At 63.3% G+C, this 24,160-nt stretch carries 24 protein-coding genes and 1 pseudogene; 9 read left to right on the plus strand and 16 right to left on the minus strand.

Annotation, left to right across the window (positions count from 1 at the left end):
- Positions 1-66: 66 nt before the first annotated feature.
- Positions 67-837 carry a YdcF family protein gene (locus BM186_RS16075; protein WP_074916567.1) on the minus strand — a complete coding sequence of 257 codons (771 nt, stop codon included), beginning with the start codon at positions 835-837 and terminating at the stop codon, positions 67-69.
- A 104-nt stretch (positions 838-941) separates the two neighbouring features.
- Positions 942-1,370, minus strand: coding sequence for a hypothetical protein (locus BM186_RS16080; protein WP_074916569.1), 429 nt, complete (start codon positions 1,368-1,370; stop codon positions 942-944).
- 178 nt (positions 1,371-1,548) lie between these two features.
- Here BM186_RS16080 and leuS point away from each other — a divergent pair, with 178 nt between their 5' ends.
- The 6 genes and pseudogenes from leuS (at position 1,549) to lipA (ending at position 8,784) form a co-directional block, all read left to right on the plus strand.
- Positions 1,549-4,161, plus strand: a complete 2,613-nt coding sequence (leuS, locus tag BM186_RS16085; protein ID WP_074916571.1) for a leucine--tRNA ligase — start codon at positions 1,549-1,551, stop codon at positions 4,159-4,161.
- 54 nt (positions 4,162-4,215) lie between these two features.
- Positions 4,216-4,827, plus strand: a complete 612-nt coding sequence (locus tag BM186_RS16090; protein WP_072424415.1) for an LPS-assembly lipoprotein LptE — start codon at positions 4,216-4,218, stop codon at positions 4,825-4,827.
- Between the two features lie 55 nt (positions 4,828-4,882).
- On the plus strand, positions 4,883-5,917 hold the full coding sequence (holA, locus tag BM186_RS16095) for a DNA polymerase III subunit delta (RefSeq protein WP_074916573.1): 1,035 nt from the start codon (positions 4,883-4,885) through the stop codon (positions 5,915-5,917).
- Between the two features lie 130 nt (positions 5,918-6,047).
- Positions 6,048-6,194 (plus strand): annotated as a pseudogene (gene arfA, locus BM186_RS16100) (alternative ribosome rescue factor ArfA); the annotation flags it as partial.
- Positions 6,195-6,275: 81 nt separating this feature from the next.
- Positions 6,276-7,532, plus strand: coding sequence for a lytic murein transglycosylase (locus tag BM186_RS16105; protein WP_064494968.1), 1,257 nt, complete (start codon positions 6,276-6,278; stop codon positions 7,530-7,532).
- Positions 7,533-7,731: 199 nt separating this feature from the next.
- Entirely contained in the window at positions 7,732-8,784 is a 1,053-nt protein-coding gene (gene lipA, locus BM186_RS16110) for a lipoyl synthase (RefSeq protein WP_021489488.1), read from the plus strand.
- Positions 8,785-8,890: 106 nt separating this feature from the next.
- Here the strand turns inward: lipA and lipB are convergent, their stop codons facing one another.
- From lipB to BM186_RS16165, 11 genes are all read right to left on the minus strand, one after another.
- Positions 8,891-9,508 (minus strand): lipoyl(octanoyl) transferase LipB, encoded by a 618-nt coding sequence (lipB, locus tag BM186_RS16115; protein ID WP_074916575.1) that lies wholly within the window; start codon positions 9,506-9,508, stop codon positions 8,891-8,893.
- Positions 9,509-9,513: 5 nt separating this feature from the next.
- Positions 9,514-9,792 (minus strand): DUF493 domain-containing protein, encoded by a 279-nt coding sequence (locus tag BM186_RS16120; RefSeq protein WP_074916576.1) that lies wholly within the window; start codon positions 9,790-9,792, stop codon positions 9,514-9,516.
- Between the two features lie 190 nt (positions 9,793-9,982).
- Positions 9,983-11,143 carry a D-alanyl-D-alanine carboxypeptidase family protein gene (locus BM186_RS16125; protein WP_021489490.1) on the minus strand — a complete coding sequence of 387 codons (1,161 nt, stop codon included), beginning with the start codon at positions 11,141-11,143 and terminating at the stop codon, positions 9,983-9,985.
- A 111-nt stretch (positions 11,144-11,254) separates the two neighbouring features.
- Positions 11,255-12,268, minus strand: coding sequence for a septal ring lytic transglycosylase RlpA family protein (locus tag BM186_RS16130; RefSeq protein WP_074916578.1), 1,014 nt, complete (start codon positions 12,266-12,268; stop codon positions 11,255-11,257).
- Positions 12,265-13,275, minus strand: a complete 1,011-nt coding sequence (mltB, locus tag BM186_RS16135) for a lytic murein transglycosylase B (protein ID WP_074916580.1) — start codon at positions 13,273-13,275, stop codon at positions 12,265-12,267. Before mltB ends, BM186_RS16130 begins: the two co-directional genes overlap by 4 nt.
- A gap of 19 nt (positions 13,276-13,294) precedes the next feature.
- Positions 13,295-14,440, minus strand: a complete 1,146-nt coding sequence (gene rodA / locus BM186_RS16140) for a rod shape-determining protein RodA (protein ID WP_072424423.1) — start codon at positions 14,438-14,440, stop codon at positions 13,295-13,297.
- Positions 14,437-16,329: a penicillin-binding protein 2 gene (mrdA, locus tag BM186_RS16145; RefSeq protein WP_074916582.1), complete on the minus strand. Its 1,893-nt coding sequence runs from the start codon at positions 16,327-16,329 to the stop codon at positions 14,437-14,439. The genes rodA and mrdA overlap by 4 nt, the downstream gene beginning before the upstream one ends.
- Positions 16,330-16,339: 10 nt before the next feature.
- Positions 16,340-16,807, minus strand: a complete 468-nt coding sequence (gene rlmH, locus BM186_RS16150; protein WP_003240195.1) for a 23S rRNA (pseudouridine(1915)-N(3))-methyltransferase RlmH — start codon at positions 16,805-16,807, stop codon at positions 16,340-16,342.
- Between the two features lie 9 nt (positions 16,808-16,816).
- Complete coding sequence (gene rsfS, locus BM186_RS16155) at positions 16,817-17,170, minus strand: ribosome silencing factor (protein ID WP_003240193.1); 354 nt, start codon at positions 17,168-17,170, stop codon at positions 16,817-16,819.
- Positions 17,171-17,236: 66 nt separating this feature from the next.
- A complete protein-coding gene (gene nadD, locus BM186_RS16160) occupies positions 17,237-17,896 on the minus strand; it encodes a nicotinate-nucleotide adenylyltransferase (protein ID WP_074916584.1) in 660 nt (219 codons plus the stop codon).
- Entirely contained in the window at positions 17,897-19,162 is a 1,266-nt protein-coding gene (locus BM186_RS16165; RefSeq protein WP_074916586.1) for a glutamate-5-semialdehyde dehydrogenase, read from the minus strand.
- Between the two features lie 245 nt (positions 19,163-19,407).
- On the opposite strand from BM186_RS16165, the gene BM186_RS16170 reads away from it, so the two are divergent.
- Both BM186_RS16170 and BM186_RS16175 read left to right on the plus strand, forming a co-directional pair.
- Entirely contained in the window at positions 19,408-20,127 is a 720-nt protein-coding gene (locus tag BM186_RS16170; RefSeq protein WP_074916761.1) for a DNA-3-methyladenine glycosylase, read from the plus strand.
- Positions 20,124-21,440: a bifunctional DedA family/phosphatase PAP2 family protein gene (locus tag BM186_RS16175; protein WP_074916588.1), complete on the plus strand. Its 1,317-nt coding sequence runs from the start codon at positions 20,124-20,126 to the stop codon at positions 21,438-21,440. The genes BM186_RS16170 and BM186_RS16175 overlap by 4 nt, the downstream gene beginning before the upstream one ends.
- Before the next feature lie 9 nt (positions 21,441-21,449).
- Here BM186_RS16175 and BM186_RS16180 read toward each other — a convergent pair whose 3' ends face one another.
- The 3 genes from BM186_RS16180 to BM186_RS16190 are packed head-to-tail and all read right to left on the minus strand — an operon-like array spanning position 21,450 to position 23,167.
- Positions 21,450-22,034: an LON peptidase substrate-binding domain-containing protein gene (locus tag BM186_RS16180; RefSeq protein ID WP_074916590.1), complete on the minus strand. Its 585-nt coding sequence runs from the start codon at positions 22,032-22,034 to the stop codon at positions 21,450-21,452.
- Between the two features lie 60 nt (positions 22,035-22,094).
- Positions 22,095-22,811 (minus strand): LrgB family protein, encoded by a 717-nt coding sequence (locus BM186_RS16185; protein ID WP_072424429.1) that lies wholly within the window; start codon positions 22,809-22,811, stop codon positions 22,095-22,097.
- The gene (locus BM186_RS16190; RefSeq protein WP_003463039.1) at positions 22,808-23,167 is read right to left on the minus strand and encodes a CidA/LrgA family protein; all 360 of its coding nucleotides are present in this window, start codon (positions 23,165-23,167) and stop codon (positions 22,808-22,810) included. The genes BM186_RS16185 and BM186_RS16190 overlap by 4 nt, the downstream gene beginning before the upstream one ends.
- A 402-nt stretch (positions 23,168-23,569) precedes the next feature.
- On the opposite strand from BM186_RS16190, the gene BM186_RS16195 reads away from it, so the two are divergent.
- The gene (locus BM186_RS16195) at positions 23,570-24,025 is read left to right on the plus strand and encodes a MaoC family dehydratase (protein WP_017675516.1); all 456 of its coding nucleotides are present in this window, start codon (positions 23,570-23,572) and stop codon (positions 24,023-24,025) included.
- Positions 24,026-24,160: the final 135 nt, after the last annotated feature.

The following is a 24,160-nucleotide window of genomic DNA, read 5'->3' on the forward strand; positions in this document are numbered from 1 at the left end:
AAGCGAGCAGCCCGCCAACCCTCGGAACGCAAAATCCGCAGGCGTACTGCCTGCGGCGAGTACGCCCTACTGCTTGCCGTAGACGATGGGATACGCCAACAGGCCGATGGCTTCGTTGAGCAACTGACTGCTCTGCCAGATCACCCGCGACTCCGGCAGCCAGCCACCCAGCGGGCGCTCATAGCCGGCACTTAGGTAACCCATCGGCGCCGTGATCACCTCGAAGCCGGCCTGCTCGAAACTCCGGCGGGCACGCGGCATGTGCCAGGCCTGCGTTACCAGCACCACGCGACGCACCCCCTGAGGCTGCAATAGTTCAGCGCTGAGCGTCGCATTTTCCCAGGTAGTGCGGCTCTCCTCCTCCAGCCAGCGGATCTCCAGCCCGTAGTCGCGGCGCATGGCATCGGCCATCAGCGCTGCTTCACTGGGCGGCTGGCCGTAATGCAGGCCACCGCTGGCAGCCAGTGGCAGACCGGACGCGCGCGCCAGACGAGCTGCATAGCGCAGGCGCTCCAACGCCATCAGGCCGGGCTGATCGGTGCGCCCCCAGCCCGGATCGTTCTGCTCACGCCCGGCACCGAGAATCACGATGGCGTCGGCACGCTGCGCCAGCGTCGTCCACTGCGCCTGCTCCAGCACCGGCTCGCGCTCGAGCAACCCCGCGCCCCACTGCATCACCGCCGGCAGACTCATCAGCCAGAGCCCGCCAAAACCCATCGCGAAACAGACCACCGCCACACGCGGAAACCGACGGCGCAACCACCAGCCCAGCAGCATCAGCAGAAGCAGGACGCCTGGCGGCATCAACAGTTGTTTGAGGATGTAGCGAATCGGCATCAGGCACCTCCTGGGCGCCCTAGCCTAGCAGGCTGCTGAAACCGTAGGCGACGACTGTATGGATGCAGGAGTAAAGGCGAAACAGGAAGCCCGAACCGAAGCAGCTAGCGGGAATTGCCACTGCGAAACAGCTTCGAACCGCAGGCCTGACAGGCCTGGGCATTCTGGCCTCGCTGCCAGGTCACCGGCGTACCGCACAGAGCACAGCACAAGGCCTGGCGCCGCTTGAGAAGGGGCTTGGCCTTGGCCACCGGACGGGCAGAGACGCCCTTGCCCATGCGAATTGGCTGGCGCTGTATCAGCGCCAGCTCCTCGGCCGCCGCATGCCAGCCACGCAGCCAGTGCAGGTCACGGTTGAGATAGGCACGAATCAGGTCCAGCTCCGCCGGACTCAACCCATCGAGCTCCAGCTCGCGCAGCGGCTCGGCATGCAGGCGGCTGGCGGTATCAGCTTCCTCCAGCGCCAGGGCAAGCCTTTGCAACAGTCGCTCGTAAAGGCCACCACCCCGTTCCGCCTGCCGTACATCCGCCATCTAACACCTCGCGAGCCCCGACAACCGCGGGCCTTGAATAAAGCTTAGCGAAGGCCCCGCGCGCAGCCCGGCGCCGCGACAAACGGCGGACGCGGCACAATCTGGGTTTCCCTCGATAGACGGCGCTCATGTATGCTACGACGTTTTCCGCAAGCCCCATTCCTTCAGCGCCAGAGCCATGCACGAACAGTACTCGCCCCGTGAAATAGAAGCCGCCGCGCAGTCCCACTGGGACGCGCAGAAATCCTTCGTCGTCAGCGAACAACCCGGCAAGGACACCTTCTACTGCCTGTCGATGTTCCCCTACCCCAGCGGCAAGCTACACATGGGGCACGTGCGCAACTACACCATCGGTGACGTGATCGCGCGCTACCAGCGCATGCAGGGCAAGAACGTGCTGCAGCCGATGGGCTGGGACGCCTTCGGCATGCCGGCGGAAAACGCCGCGATGAAAAACCAGGTAGCGCCAGCCAAGTGGACCTACGAAAACATCGCCTACATGAAGTCCCAGCTCAAATCGCTGGGCCTGGCCATCGACTGGACGCGCGAAGTCACCACCTGCAAGCCGGACTACTACCGCTGGGAACAGTGGCTGTTCACCCGCCTGTTCGAAAAGGGCGTGATCTACCGCAAGAACGGTACCGTCAACTGGGACCCGGTGGACCAGACCGTACTGGCCAACGAGCAGGTCATCGACGGCCGTGGCTGGCGTTCGGGCGCGCTGATCGAGAAGCGCGAAATCCCGATGTACTACTTCAAGATCACCGCCTATGCCGAAGAGCTGCTGAGCAGCCTGGATGAGTTGGATGGCTGGCCCGAGCAGGTCAAGACCATGCAGCGCAACTGGATCGGCAAGAGCTTCGGTGCCGACATCGTGTTCGACTACGACGTTGCCAGCATCGGCATCGACGGCCAGCTCAAAGTCTACTCGACCCGCCCCGACACCCTGATGGGCGCGACCTACGTCGCCGTGGCCGCCGAGCATCCGCTGGCCCAACGCGCCGCCGAGGGCAACCCGGCCATCGCTGCGTTCATCGCCGAATGCAAGGCCGGCTCCGTGGCCGAGGCCGACATGGCCACCATGGAGAAAAAGGGCCTGGCCACCGGCCAGTTCGTGATCCACCCGCTGACCGGCGACAAACTGCCTGTGTTCGTCGCCAACTACGTGCTTTGGGGCTACGGCGAAGGCGCGGTAATGGCCGTGCCGGCGCATGACGAGCGCGACTTCGAATTCGCCAACAAGTACGACCTGCCGATCACCCAGGTGTATGCCGGTGAAGGCAAGGACTACGACGCCAGCGCCTGGCAGGACTGGTACGGCGACAAGGCCGGCCTGACCACCATCAACTCCGGCAAGTACGACGGTCTGGATTTCAGCGCCGCCTTCGACGCCATCGTCGGCGACCTCGAAGCCAGCGAACACGGCGCGCGCAAGACCCAGTTCCGCCTGCGCGACTGGGGTATCAGCCGCCAGCGCTACTGGGGCTGCCCGATCCCGATCATCCACTGCGATAGCTGCGGCGATGTGCCGGTGCCGGAAGACCAGTTGCCGGTGGTGCTGCCCGAAGACGTGGTGCCGGACGGCGCCGGTTCGCCGCTGGCGAAGATGCCCGAGTTCTACGAGTGCAGCTGCCCGAAATGCGGCGCACCGGCCAAGCGCGAAACCGACACCATGGACACCTTCGTCGAGTCGTCCTGGTACTTCGCCCGCTACGCCAGCCCGCACTACGAGGGCGGCATGGTCGACCCGCAGGCCGCCAACCACTGGCTGCCGGTGGATCAGTACATCGGCGGCATCGAACACGCCATCCTGCACCTGTTGTACGCGCGCTTCTTCCACAAGCTGATGCGCGACGAAGGTTTGGTGTCATCGAATGAGCCGTTCAAGAATCTGCTGACCCAGGGCATGGTGGTTGCCGAGACCTACTACCGCACCCTGGAAAACGGCGGCAAGGACTGGTTCAACCCGGTCGACGTCGAGGTCGAGCGTGATGCCAAGGCCAAGGTCATCGGCGCCAAGCTGAAGAGCGACGGTCTGCCGGTGGAGATCGGCGGCACCGAGAAGATGTCCAAGTCGAAGAACAACGGCGTCGACCCACAGGACATGATCGACCAATACGGCGCCGACACCTGCCGCCTGTTCATGATGTTCGCCTCGCCGCCCGACATGAGCTGCGAATGGTCGGATGCCGGCGTCGAGGGTGCCAACCGCTTCCTGCGTCGTGTCTGGCGTCTGGCTCAGGGCCATGTCAGCGCCGGTCTGCCGGGCAAGCTGGATGTCTCCGCTCTCACCGACGAGCAGAAAGCCGTGCGCCGCGCCATTCACCTGGCGATCAAGCAGGCCAGCAACGATATCGGTCAGCACCACAAGTTCAACACCGCCATCGCCCAGGTGATGACCCTGATGAACGTGCTGGAAAAGGCCGCCACCGCTACCGAACAGGACCGCGCGCTGGTGCACGAAGGTCTGGAAATCGTCACTCTGCTGCTGGCACCAATCACCCCGCACATCAGCCACGAGCTGTGGCAGCGCCTGGGTCATGCCGATGCGGTGATCGACGCGCAGTGGCCGCAGGTCGATGAATCCGCCCTGGTTCAGGACAGCCTGACGCTGGTGGTACAGGTCAATGGCAAACTGCGCGGCGAGATCATCGTTGCGGCCAGCGCCAGCCGCGAAGACGTCGAGGCCGCCGCTCGTGCCAACGAGAACGTCCTGCGCTTCACCGAAGGTCTGAGCATTCGCAAGGTCATCGTGGTGCCAGGCAAGCTGGTCAACATAGTCGCCAACTGATTAAGCTCGGCGCCACACATGTGTGGCGCCGTGATCCGCCAAGGGGATATGAGAATGATGAAACGGAATCTGCTGGTCATCGGCCTGGCTGGCCTGCTCAGCGCATGCGGCTTCCAGCTGCGTGGCACCGGCGATGTGCAGTTCGCCCTCACGGAACTCGACGTCAGCGCGCGTGATGCCTACGGCGACACCGTGCAGCAAGTACGTGAAGTGCTGGAGAACAACGACGTTCGCGTCTACTCCGGCGCCCCCTACAAGCTGGTGATCGCCCGCGAGACCGAGAATCGTCGCGGCGCCAGCTACAGCAGCGGCGCACGTACCGCCGAGTACGAGCTGACCATGGGTCTGGAATACGAAATCCGCGGTGCGAAGAACCTGCTGCTGACCGGCAACAAGGTGGAAGTGCAGAACTACTACCAGCAGGACGACAACAACCTGGCCGGCTCCGACCAGGAAGCGGCTCAGCTGCGTAGCGAGCTGCGCCGTGAAATGATCCAGCAACTGATGTTCAGCCTACAGCAGATCACGCCCGAGCGACTGGACCAACTGCAGCAGACCGCCGAAGCCCGCGCCAAGGCCGAAGCCGAAGCCCTGGAAGCGCAGCGCCGGGCTCGTGAGAGCCAGGTCGCGCCGCAGCAGTCGCCGATCGAACTGCCGTCCCGCTAAAGGCCCAAGGGCCGCAGCCGCGGCCCGACGCCCTGCCCCTGATGACATCAACCCGATGAAGCTTGCCCCAGCGCAACTCGGCAAACACCTGCAAGGCGCACTGGCACCTGTCTATGCGATCAGCGGCGACGAGCCATTGCTGTGCCAGGAAACCGCTGACGCCATTCGCAATGCCTGCCGCCAGCAGGGGTTCGGCGAACGCCAGGTGTTCAATGCCGAAGCCAACTTCGACTGGGGCAACCTGCTACAGGCTGGCGCCAGCCTCTCGCTGTTCGCCGAGAAACGCCTACTGGAACTGCGCCTGCCTTCCGGCAAGCCAGGCGACAAGGGCACAGCCGCCCTGCTCGAGTACCTGGCCCGGCCGCCCGAGGACACCGTCCTGCTGCTGAGCCTACCCAAGCTCGACGGCAGCACGCAGAAATCCAAATGGGCCAAGGCGCTGATCGACGGTCAGGTGAGCCAGTTCATTCAGATCTGGCCGGTAGACGCCAACCAGTTGCCGCAGTGGATTCGCCAGCGCCTCGCTCAGGCCGGCCTGAGCGCCAGCGCCGATGCCGTGGACATGATCGCCGCGCGCGTCGAAGGCAACCTGCTGGCCGCCGCCCAGGAAGTGGAAAAGCTCAAGCTGCTCGCCGAAGGCAACCAGGTGGATGCCGAAACCGTGCAGGCGGCCGTGGCCGACAGCGCCCGCTTCGACGTATTCGGCCTGATCGACTGCGCCCTGGCTGGCGATGCCGCCCACGCCCTGCGCGTACTCGAAGGCCTGCGTGGTGAAGGCGTGGAAACCCCGGTGATTCTCTGGGCGCTGGCCCGCGAGATTCGCCTGCTGGCCGGCATCGCCCACCAGCAAAGCCAGGGCATCCCGCTGGACAAGGCCTTCTCCAGTGCCCGCCCCCCCATCTGGGACAAGCGCCGTCCGCTGGTTTCCAAGGCGTTGCAGCGCCACAGCAGCAAGCGCTGGGGCCAGTTATTGCAGCAGGCGCAACTGATCGATGCGCAGATCAAAGGCCAGGCGGCTGGCGATCCGTGGAGCGAGCTGGCCATGCTGACCCTGCAACTGGCCGGACAGCGGCTACGTCTCGCAACGTAGCGCGGGTACAAACCACCACTTGGTGATGGCGGCTGCACTCGCTCTGAGCCCCATCTGGACATTTTCTGTACAGCGGCGCATAGTCCTCGCCGCCTGCATAGGCGCAGGCCAGTCTGCATGAGGAAATGCCATGAGCAAGAAAACCGGCAAACGGCCGAACAAGGCCAAATCCATCGTCGCCCAACCGCTGTTTCGCTCCCGCCAGGAACGACCACAGAAAGGCAAAGGCAGCTACCGCCGCGAAGCCTCCCACAATTGGGAGGCTTCTTGCTTTATGGGGTATGTCGACTCACTGATGGCCCTGCCTGTTGCCCGAGCATGCTAAGGTAAGCGCCTGCTTAAACGTCCTGAGATAGACATGCCACACCAGCTTCCTCGTCGCGTCCTGGCTCTGCTTCCTCTTCTGCTGCTGGCGGCCTGCGCCCAGGCCCCGGCGGAAAATCTGCCTACCGCCACAGCCCCTGCAGCGGTTCAGACTGCCACCGAAACAACCTTGCCCAGTTTCGCCGACTGGCGTCAGGCCATGCGTAGCGAAGCGATTGCCGCCGGCATCGACGCGGCGCTGTTCGATCGCGTATTCGCTGGCGTCACCCCTGACCCTGCGGTGCTCAAGGCAGACAGCAGTCAGCCCGAGTTCACTCGCCCGGTATGGGAATATCTCGACGGTGCCGTCTCCTCCAGCCGCATCGGCCGCGGCCGAGTATTGCTGGCCCAGCACAACGCCATGCTGCAACGCATCGAGCAGCAATATGGTGTCGAAGCGCAGATCCTGGTGGCCATCTGGGGCCTGGAGAGCAACTTCGGTAACAATATCGGTAGCCACAGCGTCATCCGCTCCCTCGCCACCCTGGCCTATGACGGCCGCCGCCAGGGCTTCTGGCGTGCTCAGTTACTGGCCGCCCTGCAAATCCTGCAGAACGGCGATGTGCCCAGCGAACGCATGATCGGTTCCTGGGCTGGCGCCATGGGCCAGACCCAGTTCATGCCCACCACCTACAACCAGCATGCGGTCGACTTCGACGGCGACGGCAAGCGCGATCTGTGGAACTCCCAGGCCGACGCCCTGGCCTCGGCCGCCCACTATCTGCAGGCGTCAGGCTGGCAGCGTGGGCAGCCTTGGGGCTTCGAAGTGAACCTGCCAAGCGGCTTCGACTACGCCCTGGCCGACCCGGATCAGCGCCGCACATTGGCCGAATGGGCAGAGCTCGGCGTTCGGCCTCTGGCACCGACAGGCGCAGCGGCGAGCTCCCGTGCCAGCCTGCAGCTGCCTGCAGGGCATCAAGGCCCGGCCTTCCTGCTGCTGGACAACTTCCGCAGCATCCTCAAGTACAACAATTCCACGTCCTACGCGCTGGCCATCGGCCTGCTCGCCGACAACCTGCTACGCACCACCGAAATCAAGGGGCAATGGCCCCGGGGTGAGCGTCAGCTGGGGCGTAGTGAACGTGTCGAACTGCAGGAACTGCTGGCCCAGGCCGGCTTCGACCCAGGCCCGGCCGACGGCATCATCGGCGCCAATACGCGCAAGGCCATTCGCGCCCTGCAACTGCAGTTAAACTGGCCTGCCGATGGCTACCCCAACACCCAACTGCTGCAACAGCTGCGCACACGCTGAATCCAGCACTGACACCTCAGAGGGGCTTACCATCATCGGCAAGCCCCTTGCCGACCGGTCACAGCGCCGCCTCCCCAAAACGCCTTGGCGGTGTTTTGTCGACAGGCGGCCCCAGCGTCTGCATACACCTTCTGTGATAGACTGGCCGGCGGCCAAAAGCCACCTGCCCACGGAGCCTCTACCGGAGCCCAGATTTCCGATGTCCGACACCTCCTCGCCCAAATCCGTCGCCAGCGGCGAAAAATTTCGCACCGCCCAAGGCATTACCGCGATCAAGGATGGTCAGAAGCGCCGCGCCTCGGCCGAACCCCAGGTTTTCGAACCCAAGCCCAAGTGGCTGCGGGTCAAGGCTCCTGGTGGTAGCCGTTTCGAGGCGGTCAAGCGCAACGTCGGCGAACACCGCCTGAGTACCGTCTGCCAGGAATCGCACTGCCCGAACATGGGCGAATGCTGGTCCAACGGCACGGCCACCATCATGCTCATGGGCTCGGTATGCACCCGCGCCTGCCGCTTCTGCGCCGTGGACACCGGCAATCCCAATGGCTGGCTTGACCTGGAAGAGCCGCAGAACACCGCCAAGTCGGTGGAGCTGATGGCCCTGCGTTATATCGTGCTGACCTCGGTGGACCGTGACGATCTCGAAGATGGCGGCGCCAGCCACTACGCAGCCTGCGTGCGAGCGATCAAGGAAAACACCCCGCAGGTGGTGGTCGAAGCCCTGACCCCGGATTTCGATGGCGATCATCAGGCCATCGAGCGCGTGGTCGACTCCGGTCTCGAAGTCTTTGCGCAGAACGTCGAGACAGTCAAACGCCTCACCTATGTGGTTCGCGATCCACGCGCCGGCTACGAGAAGACCCTAAAGGTGCTCGAGCACGCCAAGAAGCACCGCCCCGACGTGCTGACCAAGACCAGCCTGATGCTCGGCCTGGGTGAAACCGACGAGGAAATCCTCGAGACCATGGATGACCTGCGCGCCATCGGCGTGGACATCCTCACTCTCGGCCAGTACCTGCAACCCACGCGCAACCACCTCAAGGTGCAACGCTGGGTCAGCCCTGAAGAATTCAACCGCTTGCGCGACATCGGCCTGGAGAAAGGCTTCATGGAAGTCGCCGCTGGCCCGCTGGTGCGCTCCAGCTACCGCGCCGACCGCGTGTTCGAGAAGAACAACCTGGGTCTCGCCGCTCCGGTTCCGGTGCCTGGCCAGGAAGTTAATGCCAGCCTGATTCCGGCACTGAATCTGAACTGAGACAAATCCCCAGGGAAAACGAAAGGGACGCCTCGGCGTCCCTTTTTCGTTGCTTGCAGTAGGCTGCGCCGTGCGCACCAAGAAATCGCCGATGGGTGGCGACGTGCTACGCGTAACCCAGACGGACACGCAGTACCTGCTCCAGACGTCGCGACACCTCGTCGAACGCAGGCGGCGATTGCAGCAGGTCACGCATCTGCACCATCTTCAGCCCCGCGTAGCCGCATGGGTTGATGCGCAGGAAAGGCGACATGTCCATATCGACGTTCAGCGCCAGGCCATGGAAGGAGCAGCCACGGCTGACGCGCAGCCCCAGCGAGGCGATCTTGTCACCTGCCACATAGACGCCCGGCGCATCCGCTTTGGGCGCCGCCTCGATGCCATAGCTGGCCAACAGCTCCACCAGGCTCTGCTCCATGGCGGTGACCAGTTCACGCACACCAAGGTCAAGGCGACGCAGATCCAGCATCAGATAGGCCACCAATTGCCCGGGGCCGTGGTAGGTCACCTGCCCGCCGCGCTCGACCTGAATCACCGGAATATCGCCGGCAGCGAGTACATGCTCGGCCTTGCCAGCCTGGCCCTGAGTGAACACCTTGGGATGCTGCAGCAACCAGATTTCGTCCGGGGTCTGCGCATCGCGCTCATGGGTCAACTCGCGCATGGCTTCCAGCGTGGGCTGGTAGTCGACCAATCCTAGGTGACGGACGACAAGCTCGGGCATGGCTATCACAGCACCATATGCACGCGGCCGGTGGCACGCAGGTCGACGTGAATCGCCTGCAATTGCTCGACACCGGTGGCTGTGATCAGCACCTGGACGGAAATGAAGTTACCGTTGCGGCTGTCACGCATCACCAGCGTGGAGGCATCCAGATCGGGGGCGTGGCGCTGGATCACTTCGATCACCAGGTCGGCGAAACCCTCACCAGCGGTGCCGATAACCTTGATCGGGTAACGCTCGCAGGGGAATTCGATTTTTGGCGGTTGAACGTCGCTATCGGTCATGGCATCAGCGGGCTTGTGGCCCGTCCAGAAAGGGCCGCTCCGGATTGGAGCGGCCGGGCTAAATCGGAGGCCTCTAAAGCGCAGACGGAGCAGTCAGGCGAAGAAGCGCGGCTTACAGCATGTAAATGGGCACTGCTGCAGCCTGTTTCAACGCCATGACGACAACGCTGGTCGCTTTCGGAGGTGGCCGTCAGTTGAACAGGCCGAAGAAGAACATCCGAATGCTATCCCACAGACGACGCAGCAAGCCGCCCTCTTCAACCGATTCCAGCGCTACCAGGTCAGTGCTGCGCACCACCTCGTCACCCAATTTGACTTCGACCTTGCCGATCACATCGCCCTGCTGGATCGGTGCGATCAGTTGCGGATTGAGGGTCATGCTGGCCTGCAGTTTTTCCAGTTGGCCCTTGGGCATGGTCAGGGTCAGGTCTTCGGCGAGGCCGGCCTTGACCTGATGCGCAGTGCCTTTCCAGACGGTGGCCTGAGCCAGCTCGGCGCCTTTCTGATAGAAGGTGCGGCTTTCGAAGAAACGGAAACCATAGGTCAGCAGCTTCTGCACTTCGGCAGCACGGGCCTGTTCACTGACGGTACCGAACACCGCCGCAATCAGACGTTGGCCGTCACGCACGGCGGAAGCCACCAGGCAGTAGCCCGCTTCCTCGGTGTGACCGGTTTTCAGGCCATCAACCGTGTTGTCGCGCCACAACAGCAGATTGCGGTTGGGCTGCTTGATGCCGTTCCAGAAGAATTCCTTCTGCTTGTAGATATCGTAGTGAGCCTGATCTTCGTAGATGATCGCGCGGGCCAGTTTGGCCATGTCGTGGGCCGAGGAATAGTGCTCCGGATCCGGCCAGCCAGTGGAGTTCATGAAGTGGGAGTTGCTCATGCCAAGACGCTGGGCATGAGTATTCATCATGTCGGCGAAGGCATCTTCACTACCGGCGATGTGCTCGGCGATGGCAATACTGGCATCGTTGCCGGACTGAATGATGATGCCGTGCAGCAGGTCATCCACCGAGACTTCCTTGCCCACCTCGATGAACATCTTCGAACCGCCCTTGCGCCAGGCCTTTTCGCTGACGCGGACCATGTCGCTTTCCTTGATCTGGCCCCGGTTGATCTCCAGAGTCGCGATATAGGCGGTCATCAGCTTGGTCAGGCTGGCCGGCGGCAGACGCTGATCACCGTTGTTCTCCACCAGGACCTGGCCGCTGGCGGCATCCATCAGGACATAGGAAGTCGCCGCCAATTGCGGGGGCGCGGGGACCACTTGCTGGCTGGACCAGGCGAGCGGAGCGCTCAGCAGGCCCAGGAAGAGGAAGGCACGTTGCGCGAAGCTGGTGATGTTCATCCGTCTCTCGAGATTCATTACTTGGGTTTAGCGACCCATATGGGCCATCGGACAGCTCGCCGCGAACGGCGAGCCTCGGATTTAGTCCGGCAAACGCCGGTTAAGTTGCCCTCAGTCGGCACGTACCAGCGTGGGCTGCCCCAGATTGGCCAGGCGCACGCTGCTCTGCAGCTGCTCAGCCTCGCCCTGGTTGCTGATCGGCCCCATGCGCACCCGATGCAGAATCTGCTGGTCGCGCACCACTGAGCTGATGAACACCGGCACACTGCTGGTCTGGGTCAGCTTGGACTTGAGCAGCTCCGCAGCGTCCGGATTGGCGAAGGCTCCCACCTGGAGATACAGGCCAGAGGCTCCGAGTGAATCGTTTTTTTTTGCGTCGATCTGCACCGGCACCACCGCAGCGGCGTGCTGTGTCGGCGGCGGCGAGTAATGCTCGACAGGCTGCGGCACAGGCTGCGCGACGGGCTGGGCAACGGCAGCCTTGGCCGGCTGATTGTTGGCCAGCACCAGCGGCACCGGACGGCCCTGCTGCGCCCACCACTCATGCGGATCGATACCTTCGACCTTGACCCGCGCGGTACCTTTCTCGGCATAGCCGAGCTTCTTCGCCGCTGCGAAGGACAGGTCGATGATGCGGTCGGAGTAGAACGGCCCACGGTCGTTGACCCGCAGGATCACGACCTTGCCGTTCTCCAGGTTGGTCACCCGCACGTAACTGGGCAGCGGCAGCGTCTTGTGTGCTGCGGTCATGCCGTACAGGTCGTAGGTCTCGCCGTTGGCAGTGGCCTGGCCATGAAACTTGGTGCCATACCAGGAAGCCGGACCGACCGCCTGGTAGCGACGAGCGTCCTGAATCGGGTAGTACTGTTTGCCGAACACCACATAGGGGCTGGCCTTGACCGGCCCGTAATGGGGCATGGGGATGGCGTCCTGAATCTTCGACACGTCGACGTCCCACCAGGGCGCGCCATCCTTGTGCGGTCGATTGAAATCATCCGGACCGGAGATGCCAGTCGACTGACCGGGCACCACCGCAGGCTGCGGCGCTCGACTGGACGAGCAGCTTGCCAGCAACAGCGCAGCCGTTACACAGGCAGTCAGTGGCAGCAGTTTGGACACACTCATTGTTTACTCCGCGCTTCGACCAGCAGCTCGGCCAGTTGGTTGACCGCCATGGCATACATCACGCTGCGATTGTAGCGGGTGATGGTGTAGAAGTTGGGCAAACCGAACCAGTATTCGTCGCCTTGCGCGCCTTCCAGACGAAACGCGGTCACCGGCAGGTCTTCAGCCAGTTCGTCCTGGCTGTTCCAGCCCAGCTCGCGTAGCTCGGCGACGTTCTTGATCGGGTCCAGCCCCTGGGTCAGGCCTTCGTCGACGCGAGCCCCGCTGACCTCGACACGGCTGGCGACCTGACCGCCGGCCTGCCAGCCGTGACGCTTGAAATAGCTGGCAACGCTGCCGATGGCATCGGTCGGGTTGCTCCAGATGTTGATATGCCCGTCGCCATCGAAGTCCACGGCGTAAGCACGGAAACTGCTCGGCATGAACTGTGGCAAGCCCATGGCGCCAGCATAAGACCCCTTGAGGGTGATCGGGTCGACCTGCTCCTCACGGGTCAGCAGCAGAAATTCGCGCAGCTCCTTGCGGAAGAACGGCGCGCGTGGCGGGTAGTCGAAGGCCAGCGTGGACAGCGCGTCCATCACTCTCCAGCTGCCGGTGTTGCCACCGTAGAAGGTTTCCACGCCGATGATGGCGACGATGAACTGAGGCGGCACACCGTACTCGGCCTCGGCCTTTTCCAGCGCAGCCTGGTTCTTGCTCCAGAACTCCACGCCCTGGGCGATGCGCTTGTCGGTAATGAAGATCGGCCGGTATTCCTTCCAGGGCTTGACCTTCTCTGCTGGGCGCGAAATGGCATCGAGGATCGCCTGCTTGCGCTCGACCTCGGCGAACAGACTGATCAGTTGCTCGCTGGCGAAGCCATAGTCGCGGGTCATTTCCTCGACGAACTCGGCCACCTGCGGCGACCCGTCGTAATCGGCCGCCAGCGCGTGTGCACCAGTACCAAGCGCGCCGGCGATACCGACTCCAATGAGCGTACGAGCAGCCCAACTACGCAGAGAATGCATTAACTCAAAACCCCCAAAATCAAACCTGAGCGATCCACTTTCTGTGGGTGTGGATCGCCATCAATACCCCGAAGCCTGACAACAGCGTGACCAGATGGGTTCCGCCGTAACTAATGAAGGGTAGCGGCACCCCAACCACCGGCAGCAGCCCGCTGACCATGCCGATGTTGACGAATACGTAGACGAAGAAGGTCATGGTCAGCGCCCCGGCCAGCAGTTTGCCGAACAGCGTCTGTGCCTGGGCGGTAATCACCAGGCCACGCGCCAGCAGCAGCAGATAGAGCAGCAACAACAGACAGACGCCGACCAGACCGAACTCCTCCGCGAGCACGGCAATGATAAAGTCCGTATGGCTTTCCGGCAAAAAATCCAGGTGCGACTGGGTACCCAGCAACCAGCCCTTGCCCAATACGCCACCAGAACCGATCGCCGCCTTGGACTGGATGATGTTCCACCCCGACCCCAGCGGATCGCTCTCAGGGTTGAGGAAGGTCAACACACGGCGCTTCTGGTAGTCATGCATGACGAAGTACCACATGCCCACCGCGATCGGTACCACCGCGGCAGCGGCACCAATGATCCAGCGCCACTGCAGGCCGGCCATGAACACCACGAAGGCGCCAGAGGCCAGGATCAGCAGCGAGGTACCCAGATCAGGCTGCTTGGCAATAAGCACAACAGGCACGCCGATCATCGCCAGGCTGATGGCGATATGCTTGAAACGCGGCGGCAGGTTGTGCCGCGACAGGTACCAGGCGATGGTCATAGGCATGATGATCTTCATCAGCTCCGAGGGCTGGAAGCGGATCACCCCGGGAATGTTGATCCAGCGCGTGGCCCCCATCGCCGTGTGCCCCATCAGCTCGACCACCATCAACAGGCCGACGCCCGCCACGTAGGCCAAGGGCACCCAGCGTGCCATGAAGCGCGGGTCGAACTGGGCGATCACCACCACCGCGAGCATGCCGATGCCGAAAGACGAGGCTTGCTTGAGGAGCAGGTCGACGTTCTTGCCACTGGCCGAATAAAGAATGAACAGGCTGCCAGTACCCAGGATCAGCAGCAGCAACAGCAACCAGCCATCGATATGCATGCGCTGCAACAGGCTGGCGCGACGACGCAGTACGTCCTCGTCGGACAGGGTGCGGTCGAAATTGCTGATCATCGCTGGCTGACCTCGGCAGTCTGGGGCAAGGCGAATTCGGCTTTGAGCTGACCGGTCTCTTTATCCAGCAGCCAGGCGTCCATCACCTGCTTGACCACCGGGGCGGCGACACCGGAACCGGACTCGCCGTTTTCCACCATGACCGCTACGGCGATCTGCGGCTTCTGCGCCGGCGCAAAACCAATGAACAGGGCGTGGTCACGATGGCGCTCCTGCACCTTGTTGCGGTCGTACTTCTCACCCTGCTTGATCGCCACCACCTGCGCCGTACCGCTTTTTCCAGCGATGCGGTAGACCGAACTGTCACCGACCTTGCGCGCGGTACCGCGCGGGCCGTGCAATACCTCTTCCATGCCGTTAATGCCGTAATCCCAGAATTTCGGATCACGCAGGACGATATCGGGCATCGGATTGGGGTCCGCGGGCAGGCGGCCGTCGATGCTCTTGGCCAGGTGCGGGCGAATCCACTTGCCGCGCGTGGCCATCAGCGCGGTGGCCTGCGCCAACTGCAGCGGCGTGGTCTGCATGTAACCCTGACCGATACCGAGAATCAGCGTCTCGCCCGGGTACCAAGGCTGACGATAACGTGCCCGTTTCCAGTCACGCGAGGGCATCAGGCCGGCGGTTTCCTCGAACATGTCCAGCGCCACGCGCTGCCCGAGGCCGAAGCGGCTCATGTAGTCATGCATGCGGTCGACGCCCATCTTGTGCGCCAGATCGTAGAAATAGGTGTCGTTGGAGCGAGCAATGGCCAGGTTGAGATCGACCCAGCCGTCACCTGTGCGGTTCCAGTTACGGTATTTGTGGCTGTGATTGGGCAACTGGTAGAAGCCGGGGTCGAACACCCGCGAAGTGGGGGTGACCACGCCGGCATCGAGACCGGCCACGGCCACCATCGGTTTGATGGTCGAGCCTGGTGGATAGAGGCCACGCAGCACCCGGTTATACAGCGGCTGATCGATGGAGTCGCGCAACTCGCCATAGGCCTTGAAGCTGATACCGGTGACGAAGGGATTGGGGTCGAAGCTGGGCTGGCTGACCATCGCCAGCACTTCACCATTGTTCGGATCGATGGCCACCACTGCTCCACGTCGACCACCCAGGGCGTTCTCGGCCGCCTCCTGCAGCTGTACATCGAGGCTGAGAACGATGTCCTTGCCCGGTTTCGGGTCGACGCGCTTGAGCACCCGCAAAACGCGGCCACGCGCGTTGGTCTCTACCTCTTCGTAGCCGACCTCACCGTGCAGCTCGTCCTCGTAGAAACGCTCGATACCGGTCTTGCCGATATGGTGGGTGCCGGCGTAATCGGTCGGGTCCAGGCGCTTGAGTTCCTGCTCGTTGATGCGCCCGACGTAGCCGACCGAATGAGCGAAGTGTTCCTGCTGCGGGTAATGACGCACCAGTTGCGCGGCCACCTCGACGCCCGGCAGGCGGAACTGATTGACGGCGATACGCGCGATCTGTTCTTCGGACAACTCAAACAGGATCGGCACCGGCTCGAACGGGCGCCGCCCCTGGCGCACGCGGCGTTCGAACAGCGCCCGGTCGTCATCGGCAAGCTCCAGTACCTCGACCACCGTATCGAGCACGCTCAACCAGTCACCGGCGCGCTCACGGGTCACGGTCAGGCTGAAGCTGGGACGGTTGTCGGCAATGATCACTCCATTGCGGTCGAAGATCAGCCCACGGGTCGGCGGCAGCGGCTGCACATGGATGCGATTGTTTTCCGCCAGGGTGCTGTGATGCTCGTACTGCACCACCTGCAGGTAGTACATGCGCATGATCAACAGGCAGGTCAGCACGATGATGGCCACAGCACAGAACACCACCCGGCGCTTGACCAGGCGAGCGTCCTTTTCGTGATCCTTGAGGCGAATCGGCTGCGGCATGACTAGGTGATCACTTGTGATACGGGTGGCCGGACAGTACGGTCCAGGCTCGGTAGATCTGCTCGCCGAGCAGAATACGCACCAGCGGATGCGGCAGGGTCAGTGGCGACAGCGACCAACGCTGTTCGCTACGCGCACAGACCTCCGGCGCCAGCCCTTCCGGACCGCCGACCATGAGGTTGACGTTGCGCGCATCGAGACGCCAGCGCTCCAGCTCCGCCGCCAGTTGCTCGGTGCTCCATGGCTTGCCATGGACCTCCAGCGTGACGATACGTTCGCCAGGCTGCACCTTGCTCAGCATGGCCTCACCCTCCTGACGGATCAGGCGGGCAACGTCGGCATTCTTGCCGCGGGTATTGAGGGGGATTTCCACCAGTTCCAGCGGCAGTTCGGCAGGCAGACGCTTGACGTACTCCTGCCAGCCCTCCTCGACCCAGCGCGGCATGCGCGAACCGACGGCGATCAACTTGATCCGCACGATCCAGGCTTACTCGGCGCTGTGCTGGGCGCGGCTCTGCTCGGCGCCTTGCCACAGGCGCTCGAGGTCGTAGAACTGACGCGCGGTCGGCAGCATCACGTGCACGACGATGTCGCCCAGGTCGAGCAGGGCCCATTCGCCGCTGTCCAGACCTTCGCTACCGATCGGACGCACGCCCTGCTCCTTGACCTTTTCCAGCACGTTTTCCACCAGCGACTTGACCTGACGGCTGGAGCTACCGCTGGCGATCACCATGAAGTCGGTGATGCTGGTCTTGTCCTTGACGTCGATCACGGTGATGTCGGTCGCCTTGATTTCTTCCAGCGCCGCCACGGCGATCTTGACCAGCTCTTCGCTGGGCATGTTCTGCTTGCTCATATAAAACTCATTTGCCTCGTGTAATGGACGCCAGCGCACATGCGCGGCGTTTCAAGCATTGGGCGCACGGTACAGATCGTGCGCCTGGATGTAGGCCAGTACCGCATCCGGCAGCAGATATCGCGCCGAGCGGTCGGTTGCCAGTAGATGGCGAATCTGCGTGGCGGAAATCGCCAGCGGAGTCTGCCAGATAAAACTGATTTGCCCGCCTGCTCCCTGCAAGCTCAGCGGGTCGCTGACACTGCGCGCGGCCAGCAGATCGCGCAGCGCCTCCGGCGCTTCGCTGTCGGCATCCGGCCGTTGCAGCACCAACAGGTGGCAATGCTCGAGCAGTTCCTGCCAGCGATGCCAACTCGGCAAGCCGCAGAAAGCGTCCCAGCCGAGCAGCAGAAACAGCTGATCGTCTGCTGCCAGCTCGGCGCGCACCGACTCCAGCGTGTCCACCGTGTACGACGGTTTGTCGCGGCGCAGCTCGCGATCATCGACCGTAAGCCGCGGCTCGCCGACCACCGCCAGCTCGACCATGGCCAGACGCTGCTCAGCTGTTGCCTGTGGCGTGTCGCGATGCGGCGGCCTGGCGCTGGGAATCAGCCGCAGCTGGTCCAGCGCCATGAACTCGGCCACTTCCAGTGCGGCACGCAGATGCCCGATGTGCACCGGGTTGAAGGTACCGCCGAGCAGGCCGATGCGTCGGGCGCCGATCCGTTTCATTTATGTGCGAATGTGTCCATCGCCGAAGACCACGTACTTTTCGCTGGTCAGCCCCTCCAGGCCAACCGGGCCACGGGCGTGCAGCTTGTCGGTGGAGATGCCGATCTCCGCGCCCAGGCCATATTCGAAACCATCGGCAAAGCGGGTCGAGGCATTGACCATCACCGAAGCGGAATCCACCTCGGTGAGGAAGCGACGAGCATCGCTGAAGTTCTCGGTGATGATCGAATCGGTGTGCTGCGAGCCGTAGTGGTTGATGTGTTCGATGGCCGCATCCAGCGAGTCGACGATACGAATCGCCAGGATCGGCGCGTTGTACTCGGCGAACCAGTCGTCCTCGCTCGCCTCCAGCACGTCGCTGCCGAGCAGTTCGCGGGTCGCGGCATCGCCACGCAGCTCTACGCCCTTGTCACGGTAGATGGCGGCCAACGGCGGCAGCACACGCGCGGCGATGGCCTGGTGCACCAGCAGGGTCTCCATGGCGTTGCACGGCGAATAGCGCTGGGTCTTGGCGTTGTCGCAGACGCGGATGGCCTTGTCGAGATCGGCAGCGACGTCGACATAGACGTGGCAGACGCCGTCCAGGTGCTTGATCACCGGTACCTTGGCGTCGCGGCTGATGCGCTCGATCAGACCCTTGCCACCGCGCGGCACGATCACGTCGACGAACTCCGGCATGCTGATCAGCTCACCGACGGCAGCGCGGTCGGTGGTTTCCACCACCTGCACGGCGGCGGCCGGCAGATCCGCTTCGGCCAGGCCCCGCTGGATGCAGCGGGCAATCGCCTGGTTGGAATGAATGGCCTCGGAGCCGCCACGCAGGATGGTGGCGTTGCCGGACTTCAGGCACAGACTGGCCGCATCGATGGTCACGTTCGGCCGCGACTCGTAGATGATGCCGATCACGCCCAGCGGCACACGCATCTTGCCGACCTGGATGCCGGACGGCAGGTAGCGCATGCCCTGAATCTCGCCGATCGGATCGGGCAGGGTCGCTACCTGGCGCAGACCTTCGATCATGCTGTCGATCACCTTCGGCGTCAGCGCCAGGCGGTCGACCATGGCCGGCTCCAGACCGCTGGCGCGGGCGGCAGCCAGGTCCAGTTCGTTGGCGGCAGTCAGTTCGGCGCGAGCAGCGTCGAGGGCATTGGCAGCGGCCTGCAGCGCGCGATTCTTCTGCGCGGTGCTGGCACGGGCGAGCACCCTGGACGCCTGGCGGGCGGCCTGGCCCAGGCGGGTCATGTAGTCGTGCACGGACTCGGTCATGGCGGCGGAGGTCTGGCAGTTGGAAAAAGGGGCTGATTATAGCGGGCTCGCAAGGCCACGCCCAGCGGCGTCTGGCAAGCGGTAGGCAGCTCGTCCGCCAGGTGATGAATGCTGGGCAAAGCCGGGGCTTGCCGAGGTAGTGCACCGATGGGCAAACATGGGTACCAAGGGTGCTGGAACGTTCAGGCATTTTTAAGCTTCTTGTTGTTATGCTCGCCGCCCGATACCCAGCCACCGTGCGACAGATGAAGCCTGCTGAACCCACCCTCAGTTTACCCTGGCCCGGCGCCAGGCCATTGCCCGATACCTTCTTTGATCGCGATGCCCAGTTGCTGGCCCGCGAGTTGCTCGGCAAGGTCATCCGCCATCGCGTCGGCGCGCTGTGGCTGAGTGCACGGATCATCGAGACCGAGGCCTATTACCTGGTCGAAAAGGGCAGCCACGCATCGCTCGGCTACACCGAGAAGCGCAAGGCACTGTTCGCTGATGGCGGACATATCTACATGTACTACGCGCGCGGCGGCGATTCGCTGAACTTCAGCGCTCATGGGCCTGGCAACGCGGTACTGATCAAATCCGCGCATCCCTGGGTCGACGCCATCAGCGGCCCCGATGCCCTGGCGGCAATGCAACGCAACAACCCAGGTAGCCTCGACCAGCCCCGCGCCCCCGAACGTTTGTGCGCCGGGCAGACGCTGCTGTGCAAAGCGCTGGGCCTGAAAGTAGCGGACTGGGATGCGCGTCGCTTCGACCCGCAGCAGCTGTTCGTCGAGGATGTCGGCGAACGCCCGCACGTGATCATCCAGTGCGCGCGCCTGGGCATTCCCAAGGGCCGCGACGAGCACCTGCCCTACCGTTTCGTTGACGCCACCTACGCACGCCATTGCACACGCAACCCTTTGCGTCGTGGTCAGGTCGAAGGGCGTGATTATCGATTGTTGAGTGTTTCGGGAGCAGAACGATGAGTGTCTGGCTGGACAACCTGACCACCTGGCTTAGTGGCAACCCGCAGTGGCTGGGTCTGGCGATCTTCCTTATCGCCCTGCTCGAGTGCCTGGCACTGGTCGGCATTGTGCTGCCCGGTGTGGTGCTGCTGTTCAGCGTCGCGCTGCTGGCCGGCAGCGGCGTACTGACGTTGTGGCAGACGCTGCTGCTGGCCTACGCCGGCGCGCTGTGTGGCGACATGATTTCCTATTCGCTGGGCAGACGCTTCAAGCACAACATCGGCCGCCTGCCGGTGCTCCGTCACCACCCGCAGTGGATCCTGCGCGCCGAACTTTATTTCCGCCATTACGGCGTGGCCAGCCTGCTGGTCGGTCGCTTCATCGGCCCGCTGCGCCCCATGCTGCCACTGGTAGCCGGCATGCTGAGCATGCCGCTGCTGCGCTTCGTTCTGGTCAGTCTGGTGGCAGCTGCCGGCTGGGCGGTGGCGTACCTGCTACCGGGCTGGGCGACCGGTGCGGCCCTGCGCCTCCCCATGGCAGAAGGTTTCTGGACAGAAGCGGCGGTGCTGCTGGCGGGTATCGTAGTGATTCTGCTGCTGACCATCCAGGCCAGCCTGGCGGAAAAACCGCGCGCCAGCCTGCTCGGTGGCGGTCTCAGTCTGTTGCTGTTATTGGCCATCGTCATCGGCTGGCCGCATCTCGACGCACTGGATCAGGGCCTGATGGCCCTGGTCCAGGAACAGCGCCAGACGCACCTGGATCGCTGGATCGGCACCATCACTCGACTGGGCGATTTCCATATCCAGCTGGTAGCCGCAGCGGTGCTGTGCATCCTGCTGCTACTGGCACGCCGCTGGCGTCACCTGCTGTTCGCCGGCTCGACCCTGCTGGTCACGGCGCTGGGCAACACCACGCTCAAGCATGGTTTTGCCCGGGCGCGCCCCGACGTGCTGAGCGAGCCACTGACCACCTTCAGCTTTCCCAGCGGGCATAGCTCGGCAGCCTTTGCCTTCTTTCTGGTGCTGGGTGTGCTGGCCGGCCGTGGTCAATCGGCACGCCTGCGCCTGGCCTGGCTGGTGGTGGCGAGCCTGCCGGCCTCGGCGATCGCTCTGTCGCGGGTCTACCTGGGTGTGCACTGGCCCAGCGACATCATCGCCGGCGCCCTGCTGGCCTCGGCCGTCTGCGGCCTGAGCCTGGCGCTGTGTCAGCGCCAGGAAACGCTGCCGGCGCTACCGGCGCGCCTGTGGTGGATTGTCCTGCCCGCCTGCCTCGCGGTCCTGGGCGCCATGGCGACCTGGCAGCTGTCATCGGCGCTGCTGCGCTATGCGTATTGACACGTCGCTTCAGACATCGCCCTGGAGCATTTCCAGCATGACGTGCAGTTGCTCCAGACGCAGAGCGGGGTCATCGAGTTGAAGTAGCTGCAGTTTCTGCGCAGGCTCCAGTGGCAACAGATAGGCCAGCTGATTGGCCAGTTGCTGCTGACCGGCGACCACGCCTTCCATGGCCAGCCCCGCCACCAGCGGATGCTCGGCCAGGGCAGCGTGCAGGGCGGCCAGATCGGCGTGCTCGGCCTGCAGCGGGCTGTCTGGCTGTTCCTCAAGCCACTGCACCTCGGCGACGGTCAGTTGGTCAGGCAGAACCTGGGCACGCTCGACACGAAAACGCCGCCCACCTTCGACGCGAATACCCAGCAGCCCATTGGTACGCTGCTGAAAGTCGCGCACCAGGGCCTCGCAGCCAATCGCGGCAAAACTACTGGCGGCTGCGCCCACTTCAGCGCCCTCGACGATGCACACCACACCGAAACCACTGCCCTGCTTCATGCAGCGACTGATCATGTCCAGGTAGCGCGCCTCGAATATCTGCAGGTCGAGCACACAGCCGGGAAACAGTACGGTATTGAGCGGGAACAGCGGGAGCTTCATGGTTTACGGCCTGTTATCTACGCAAGGCTGCCGGAACATCAGGGATGGTCAGGCAGGCTCTCACAGGAGCATGACAATCGCCAGAGGCAACAGTACGGCGGTGATCACCCCCATCAGACTCATCGCCAATGCCGCGAAGGCACCGCACTCATCGCTCTCCTGTAGTGCCCGCGCGGTACCCACGGCATGCGCGGTGATGCCCAGGGCCATGCCCTGCGCCGCCGGATGATGAACCCTGCACAGACGCAGAATGGACGGCCCGACGATGGCACCGATAACCCCGGTGATCATCACGAACACCGCCGCCAGCGCCGCGATACCGCCGATCTGATCAGCCACCAGCATGGCGATAGGCGAGGTCACCGACTTGGGCGCCATGCTCATCAGCATCAGCCGCTCGGCACCGAACAACCAGGCCAGCCCCGCACCGAGCACGGTGGCGAAGGTGCCGGCAACCAGCAAGGTCAGGATGATCGGCCAGAACAGCTGACGAATCCGCCGCAGGTTGAGATACAGCGGCACCGCCAGGGCCACGGTGGCCGGGCCGAGCAGCAGAGTCAGCGCCGCAACGCTGCTCCGGTATTCGGCAAAACTCAGACCGCACAGCAGCAGGATGCCAATGACCGTGAGCATCGACACCAGCACCGGCTGCAGGAATACCCAGCGAGTACGCTCGTAGGCGGCCATGGCCAACTGATAGGCGCCCAGAGTGATGCCGATGCCGAACAACGGGTGATGCGTCAGCGCCTGCCAGGCGCCCTGCCAATCGGGACTCATACGTCCTCCCGGCGCTGCTGGCGCTCGATCAGTTTCTGCATCAGCCAGCCGGCGAAGGCCAGCGATACCAGCAGCGACAGCACCAGCGCGCCGACCACGGCCCAGAAATCGGCGGCGATATCGCTGGCATAGGCCATCACACCCACGGCGGGTGGCACCAGAATCAGCGGCAGGTATTTGAGCAGGCTGCTGGATGCAACGCTCAGCGGCTCGCCCACCTCGCCGCGCAGCATGAGAAAAACGAACAACAGCAGCATGCCGATGATCGGCCCTGGCAACATCGGTAACAGCAGGACGTTGAGAACGGTACCCAGCAACTGGCACAGCACCAGCCAGGAAAGGCCGCGAAGCAGCATGTTTGAGGTCTCCAGAAGACGAGCGATGGCCGTATTCCCGCTCGCGAGTAGGCCGTTGAAAAACGTAGGCGAGGCAGTCAGTGCAATACCGGTGGCGGCCCCGCAAAAACAGGCGAAAAAGCGGAGTTTACGAGCTGTAAATGAGAATTTTGAGCCTGTTTTTAACGCAGCAATGACAACACAGGTAGTTTTTCAGCGGCCTACTAGAGGGGATTCCGGGCATCTATTGAGGCATGTCAGCCATTATAGGCGCGCTGGCCTCTGTATTGCTTCGTCAGGCTGGCCTATGCCGCGTCATTCATTACGCCAAGGCAGGCTTGACCCGCTGCCGGCCCCGTGATGATCTAGGCCGCAACGGTTTCACGCACACAAGAAAAACACCCGCGTCCTCAAGGAGGAACTATGCCGTTCGTACCCGTAGCAGAGCTCAAGGACTATGTTGGCAAGGAACTTGGCAAGTCCGAGTGGCTGACCATCGACCAGCAGCGCATCAATCAGTTCGCCGAGTGCACCGGCGACCATCAGTTCATCCATGTCGACCCGGAAAAGGCCAAGCTGACCCCCTTCGGCACCACCATCGCCCACGGTTTCCTGTCGTTATCGCTGGTGCCGATGCTGATGGAAAAGATCATGATCATGCCGCAGGGCCTGAAGATGGCGGTGAACTACGGTCTCGACAGCGTGCGTTTCATCCAGCCGGTCAAGGTCGACTCCAAGGTGCGCCTGGTGGTCACCCTGACCGACGCCAGCGAGAAGAATCCCGGCCAGTGGCTGCTCAAGGCCCGCGCCGTACTGGAGATCGAAGGCCAGGAGAAGCCGGCCTATATTGCCGAACCCTTGACCCTCTGTTTCGTCTGACCCCTGCCTGTTCCCGTTTCCGGTGTCATCCGCCGGAACGGGAGCGTTCTCACATCAGCAAAGCGTGCGACTCGGCAACGCAAGCGTCCAGGCTTGCGGCATACTGCGGACAAAGCACCGACCTGGACGTCCCTC

This window comes from Ectopseudomonas toyotomiensis, from assembly GCF_900115695.1.
GTDB classification, from domain to species: Bacteria; Pseudomonadota; Gammaproteobacteria; order Pseudomonadales; family Pseudomonadaceae; genus Aquipseudomonas; species Aquipseudomonas toyotomiensis.

Bases quoted from the DNA above. Each gene is read 5' to 3' on its own strand.
- BM186_RS16080 (WP_074916569.1), bottom strand. From the start codon at position 1,370: ATGGCGGATGTACGGCAGGCGGAACGGGGTGGTGGCCTTTACGAGCGA.
- BM186_RS16185 (WP_072424429.1), bottom strand. From the start codon at position 22,811: ATGAGTCCCGATTGGCAGGGCGCCTGGCAGGCGCTGACGCATCACCCG.
- BM186_RS16170 (WP_074916761.1), top strand. From the start codon at position 19,408: ATGAAGCCTGCTGAACCCACCCTCAGTTTACCCTGGCCCGGCGCCAGG.
- BM186_RS16190 (WP_003463039.1), bottom strand. From the start codon at position 23,167: ATGCTGCTTCGCGGCCTTTCCTGGCTGGTGCTGTGCCAGTTGCTGGGT.
- BM186_RS16120 (WP_074916576.1), bottom strand. From the start codon at position 9,792: ATGACCGATAGCGACGTTCAACCGCCAAAAATCGAATTCCCCTGCGAG.
- rsfS (WP_003240193.1), bottom strand. From the start codon at position 17,170: ATGCCCAGCGAAGAGCTGGTCAAGATCGCCGTGGCGGCGCTGGAAGAA.
- rodA (WP_072424423.1), bottom strand. From the start codon at position 14,440: ATGATCAGCAATTTCGACCGCACCCTGTCCGACGAGGACGTACTGCGT.
- BM186_RS16075 (WP_074916567.1), bottom strand. From the start codon at position 837: ATGCCGATTCGCTACATCCTCAAACAACTGTTGATGCCGCCAGGCGTC.
- lipB (WP_074916575.1), bottom strand. From the start codon at position 9,508: ATGCCCGAGCTTGTCGTCCGTCACCTAGGATTGGTCGACTACCAGCCC.
- BM186_RS16090 (WP_072424415.1), top strand. From the start codon at position 4,216: ATGATGAAACGGAATCTGCTGGTCATCGGCCTGGCTGGCCTGCTCAGC.
- lipA (WP_021489488.1), top strand. From the start codon at position 7,732: ATGTCCGACACCTCCTCGCCCAAATCCGTCGCCAGCGGCGAAAAATTT.
- BM186_RS16165 (WP_074916586.1), bottom strand. From the start codon at position 19,162: ATGACCGAGTCCGTGCACGACTACATGACCCGCCTGGGCCAGGCCGCC.
- BM186_RS16175 (WP_074916588.1), top strand. From the start codon at position 20,124: ATGAGTGTCTGGCTGGACAACCTGACCACCTGGCTTAGTGGCAACCCG.
- BM186_RS16180 (WP_074916590.1), bottom strand. From the start codon at position 22,034: ATGAAGCTCCCGCTGTTCCCGCTCAATACCGTACTGTTTCCCGGCTGT.
- mrdA (WP_074916582.1), bottom strand. From the start codon at position 16,329: ATGCCGCAGCCGATTCGCCTCAAGGATCACGAAAAGGACGCTCGCCTG.
- BM186_RS16130 (WP_074916578.1), bottom strand. From the start codon at position 12,268: ATGAGTGTGTCCAAACTGCTGCCACTGACTGCCTGTGTAACGGCTGCG.
- BM186_RS16195 (WP_017675516.1), top strand. From the start codon at position 23,570: ATGCCGTTCGTACCCGTAGCAGAGCTCAAGGACTATGTTGGCAAGGAA.
- holA (WP_074916573.1), top strand. From the start codon at position 4,883: ATGAAGCTTGCCCCAGCGCAACTCGGCAAACACCTGCAAGGCGCACTG.
- BM186_RS16125 (WP_021489490.1), bottom strand. From the start codon at position 11,143: ATGAACATCACCAGCTTCGCGCAACGTGCCTTCCTCTTCCTGGGCCTG.
- mltB (WP_074916580.1), bottom strand. From the start codon at position 13,275: ATGCATTCTCTGCGTAGTTGGGCTGCTCGTACGCTCATTGGAGTCGGT.
- BM186_RS16105 (WP_064494968.1), top strand. From the start codon at position 6,276: ATGCCACACCAGCTTCCTCGTCGCGTCCTGGCTCTGCTTCCTCTTCTG.
- leuS (WP_074916571.1), top strand. From the start codon at position 1,549: ATGCACGAACAGTACTCGCCCCGTGAAATAGAAGCCGCCGCGCAGTCC.
- nadD (WP_074916584.1), bottom strand. From the start codon at position 17,896: ATGAAACGGATCGGCGCCCGACGCATCGGCCTGCTCGGCGGTACCTTC.